This is a genomic window from Methylobacterium iners (assembly GCF_022179305.1).
GTDB classification, from domain to species: domain Bacteria; phylum Pseudomonadota; class Alphaproteobacteria; order Rhizobiales; family Beijerinckiaceae; genus Methylobacterium; species Methylobacterium iners.
Map to the genome: position 1 here is coordinate 1 of NZ_BPQP01000109.1, position 4137 is coordinate 4137.

Consider the following 4137-nt stretch of genomic DNA (forward strand, 5'->3'; position numbering starts at 1 on the left):
AAACTTCTCTTTGGCCATCGTCACTTTCCTGAGACAAGGTCGCCCATGACGAGAGCCGGGCGAGAGGCGCGGCCCGGATAGAGGCTCGCCGTCCTTTGATCAAGGGGCGCGGGAGATTGCGACAAATCCTCCTGCGGCCTCCGGCTCCGCCATGCATGTCCGGTTGGGAACGGCACGCCGTCATCCGGGAGAGCGGCCGCCGCCGGGGGCACGGCGGAGTGTCTGTTCGAGGACACATCGGCGCAAATTCGGCTCCCACTTGGATCATCGGCGCTTTTGCAGGCCGAAAACTGCTTAAGGCCCCGGCCAGATACTTGCTTGCGGCCATGAACGCCGCTCAGATGTACGAGGCTGGCGGTCGCCGTCACGAAGCCGAGCAGACCAAAACCGTCCAAACTCGCCGGGCGGCCGCGATGTGTCGGAAAGGTTAGGACGCCGCTGTGAGCGGGAAGACTGAAGACTGCGCCACCCGGGCCCTGACCTTCGTCGAGGAGCTGGATCTCTGCTCCGGCCAAGATGCCGTCGTCGCCGCCGTGACGGACATCCTGTCCGAGTTCGGCTTCGAACACTTCATCATGACGGGGCTGCCCCACCCGACCGAACGCTTCGAACAGGTCGTCGTCCTGAAGCGCTGGCCCCTGGGCTGGTTCGAGCTCTACAGCCAGCGCAACTTCGTGCGCTCCGATCCGGTTATTCGTCTCTGCCGGAACACGACCTCGCCATTCGAATGGACCGAGGCCCCCTACAATCCCGAAACTGAACCGGGCGCGCGCGAGGTGATGACGCGGGCGGAGGATTTCGGGATGGCGCGCGGCTTCAGCCTGCCCATCCATGGGGCCAACGGACAGGAGGCCTGCTTCTCCATGAGCGGCAAGAACCTCGACCTGTCCCGCCGCACGAAGCCGGCCATTCACCTCATCGCCATGTACGCCTTCGAGCGCGCCCGGCAGCTCAACCTGGGCACGTCGCGCGACGTGCCGAACCCGCTGACGAAGCGGGAGCGGGAAACCCTGACCTGGGCCGCCCTCGGCAAGTCGTCCCGGGACACGGCGGAGATCCTTCAGATCACCGAGCGCACGGCGACCGCCCACACCGTGAATGCCATGCAGAAGCTCGCCGCGGCCAACAAGACTCAGGCCGTGGTCAAGGCCATGCAGGCCAAGTTCATCCGTATCTGACCGGCCGGTGTCGGGCCGTCCGGCGATGACGCCGGGCCGAAGCGCCGACGTCTGCCGCGACGCTTCGCGTCCGCGCAAGTCAACGAGAGCGTGTCGGGTGGTGCGGGCGCTCACCCGCTGCCGGACCGGCCGGTCCGGCGAGACCCTGTAAGAACCTACAATACCGTTCAAGATCTTGTTACTTGTACGTTTCGTGCGTCCTGGGGAGGCCGCGCGAAGCATCATGACCGACATTCATGTCATCACGCGGGAAAACAGAGCGTATTATTCCGATCTGATTGAACAGCACCATCGCGCAAGGCACGACATCTTCGTTGGAGAACGTGGATGGAACGATCTCAGGCGAGACGATTGTCGGGACGTCGATGATTACGACGACGAGCACGCGATTTACCTGCTCGCCGTGGACGGCAGCAAGCTCGTCGGCGGACAGCGCCTCTACCCGACCCTGCGCCCCCACATGCTCAGCGAGGTCTTCCCGCACCTCGTTCATCGCGCGCTTCCGACCGGCCCGCAGATCTACGAGTGGACGCGCTACTTTGTCGTCAAGGAGCGCCGGTACGGCCGCACGGATTGCCGGCTCCTGGCCGCGGTCCAACAATTCTGCCTGAACGAGGACATCGTCCAGCTCACCGCCGTCGTCGAGATGTGGTGGCTGCCGCGCTGGCAGCAGGCGGGCTTCAAGTCCCGGCCCCTAGGGCTCCCGCAGGTCATCGAGGGTCAGCCGACGCTGGCCGTCTCCATCGACATCTCCGACGCCAGCCTCGCCGCAGTCCGGCGGCAGGGCGGCCTGCGTCGCGACGACCTCGTCACTCACCACCTCTCGCAACCCACCACAGGTGTCCGGTCCTATGCTGCCTAATTATCTCCGCCCCGTCCGTACCGACTCCCCCGCGGCGAAGAGCCTAGTGCTCACGGAACTCGAGGCGTTCCTCGGGAAGCAATCCGCTGAGGTGCAGGCGAGCCTGCTCGCGTTCGTGCACCTCATCGAGCCTGGCAGCGGCGTCACGGTCAGTCTCGACATCAAGACCACGGGCGAGCTCAGCCTTGCCCTGTCGGGGCGGGAGAGGGACGGCTCGTCCTGCACGGACGGTTGATCAGGCGCCGCCGGCCGCGCTCATCCGAACAGGTCGACGGCTGCGAAGCCCTGCGCCGCAAGGCGCTCGGTCAGCACGCGGCGATGGCAGCGGTCCGGCTCGCGCTCGAAGCAGAGCAGACAGGTCGGCACCCGGCTCGCGAGCACGATCAGCTCGTCGAACGCGTTGCGACCCTCGGCCGTCTCCAGCACCTCCTCGCAGTAGATGCGTCGCATGAGGCCGGCATCGTGGGCCCGAGCCGCCTCGCGGCCGGCCTTCGGCGTTCCGAGCGTGCGAAGATGTTCGTAGCCGAAGCCGGCCTGTTCGAGCCCGGTATGCAGGGCGGCCTTCGAGAATCCCCGCTTGCGCGAGTTCGCGACGGCCCGGACGTCGGCGAGTGTCGAGACGCCCGCCTCGCGGAGGGCCGCGAAGAGCCGCTCGGGATCGAGGCCTTCGTAGCCGATGGTAAACACTTTCTTCGACATCACGGCCTCCAGGGGAAAAGGGCGATCCGACCGGGATTTAGGACCGGCAGCGGGAACGAGGCGCGGCCTCTTCCCCGGCGCAATGTGCTGTGTGCGCAACGGCTTCCGGAATTCCGCCGCAAACGCAGCAAAGGTCTGTTAACCGCGCTCGGCCATCGATTAGCCAAGTCAGTGGCGCTAAGGATCTGGGCCGGGCATCGATGTTGCTGAAGAACGAGATCGCCTCGAACCCGGCGCCGACGCGGAACCGCCGCCGCTCTTGGATGCGCGGACTCGTTCCGATCGCCTTGACGGCCGGCCTCGCGGCCTGTGCCAGCGACACGACCTTCTATCCGCTCAAGGGCGACGTAAAGCCCCATCCCGGTGTGGCGAAGGCGCAGAAGCACCCCGTCCACGGGATCGATATCTCCAAGTGGCAGGGTCCCATCGACTGGGCCTCCGTCCGCAGCGCGGGCACGCAGTTCGCCTTCATCAAGGCGACCGAGGGTGGCGACCATCTCGACGAGCGCTTCCGGGAGAACTGGGAGGGCGCGGCCCGGGCCGGCGTACCACGGGGCGCCTACCATTTCGTCTTCTGGTGCCGGTCGGCCCAGGACCAGATGGCCTGGTTCAAGCAGAACGTCCCGAACGACCCGACCGCCCTCCCCCCCGTCCTCGACGTGGAGTGGAACGGCCATTCGCAGAAATGCCCGAAGAAGCTGCCAAAGGCGCAGGCGCTGTCGATGATCCAGTACATGCTGGACGAGATGGAGCGGTACACGGGCAAGCGGCCGATCATCTACACCGACATCACCTTCCATAAGGACGTGCTCGAGGACGAGCTGCCCGACTACCCGCACTGGGTCCGGTCGACAGCGGCCGAGCCCGAACAGCGCTTCGCCAAGCGCAAGTGGATGCTGTGGCAGTTCACCTCGACGGGCCGGGTGCCCGGAGTGCGCGGGGATGTCGACCGCAACGCCTTCTACGGCACGCCGGCGGAATGGGCCTCCTTCCTGTCCACGGATTGCGATCCTCGGGACCATCGCCGGCTCGCCGATCGGGGCCTGTGCACGGGGAAGTGACACGAGCGCCAGCGAATGTCGGGCTGCTCTGAGACTCTTGAGAAGGTGCTACGAGCCGCGCCACGATCCTGATCGCCTAAACCTGCCCAAGCAGGTCCAGCCCGTCATCCCGTAAGTCCGGGCGACCGCAACCCGGCAGGCCCTCATCGTAGGACATGAACAGCAAAAAGCCCCGCCGGCAAATGCCGGGCGGGGCTTTTTCAGATTTTGGTTGCGGGGACAGGATTTGAACCTGTGACCTTCAGGTTATGAGCCTGACGAGCTACCGGGCTGCTCCACCCCGCGCCAAGGCGCTGATCGTTTAAGGGAGTGTATGTTGTCTTGAGCGGGTCTGGCG

5 protein-coding genes and 1 tRNA gene are annotated in these 4137 nt (G+C 65.7%); 4 read left to right on the forward strand and 2 right to left on the reverse strand.

The features are described 5' to 3' along the window. The first annotated feature begins 440 nt into the window (after positions 1-440). The 3 genes from MFF55_RS25070 to MFF55_RS25080 all read left to right on the forward strand — a co-directional run bounded on the left by MFF55_RS25070 (position 441) and on the right by MFF55_RS25080 (position 2275). Entirely contained in the window at positions 441-1178 is a 738-nt protein-coding gene (locus tag MFF55_RS25070) for a helix-turn-helix transcriptional regulator (protein ID WP_238246832.1), read from the forward strand. Positions 1179-1401: 223 nt separating this feature from the next. Beyond that, a complete protein-coding gene (locus MFF55_RS25075) occupies positions 1402-2040 on the forward strand; it encodes an acyl-homoserine-lactone synthase (RefSeq protein WP_238246833.1) in 639 nt (212 codons plus the stop codon). A 46-nt stretch (positions 2041-2086) separates the two neighbouring features. Next, a complete protein-coding gene (locus tag MFF55_RS25080) occupies positions 2087-2275 on the forward strand; it encodes a hypothetical protein (protein WP_238246834.1) in 189 nt (62 codons plus the stop codon). A gap of 20 nt (positions 2276-2295) precedes the next feature. Here MFF55_RS25080 and MFF55_RS25085 read toward each other — a convergent pair whose 3' ends face one another. Next, positions 2296-2739 carry a DUF488 domain-containing protein gene (locus MFF55_RS25085; RefSeq protein ID WP_238246835.1) on the reverse strand — a complete coding sequence of 148 codons (444 nt, stop codon included), beginning with the start codon at positions 2737-2739 and terminating at the stop codon, positions 2296-2298. A gap of 200 nt (positions 2740-2939) precedes the next feature. Here MFF55_RS25085 and MFF55_RS25090 point away from each other — a divergent pair, with 200 nt between their 5' ends. Next, entirely contained in the window at positions 2940-3800 is an 861-nt protein-coding gene (locus MFF55_RS25090; RefSeq protein WP_238246836.1) for a glycoside hydrolase family 25 protein, read from the forward strand. Positions 3801-4008: 208 nt separating this feature from the next. Here MFF55_RS25090 and MFF55_RS25095 read toward each other — a convergent pair. After that, positions 4009-4085, reverse strand: a tRNA-Met gene (locus MFF55_RS25095). Positions 4086-4137: the final 52 nt, after the last annotated feature.

Bases quoted from the DNA above. Each gene is read 5' to 3' on its own strand.
- MFF55_RS25075 (WP_238246833.1), top strand. From the start codon at position 1,402: ATGACCGACATTCATGTCATCACGCGGGAAAACAGAGCGTATTATTCC.
- MFF55_RS25085 (WP_238246835.1), bottom strand. From the start codon at position 2,739: ATGTCGAAGAAAGTGTTTACCATCGGCTACGAAGGCCTCGATCCCGAG.
- MFF55_RS25090 (WP_238246836.1), top strand. From the start codon at position 2,940: ATGTTGCTGAAGAACGAGATCGCCTCGAACCCGGCGCCGACGCGGAAC.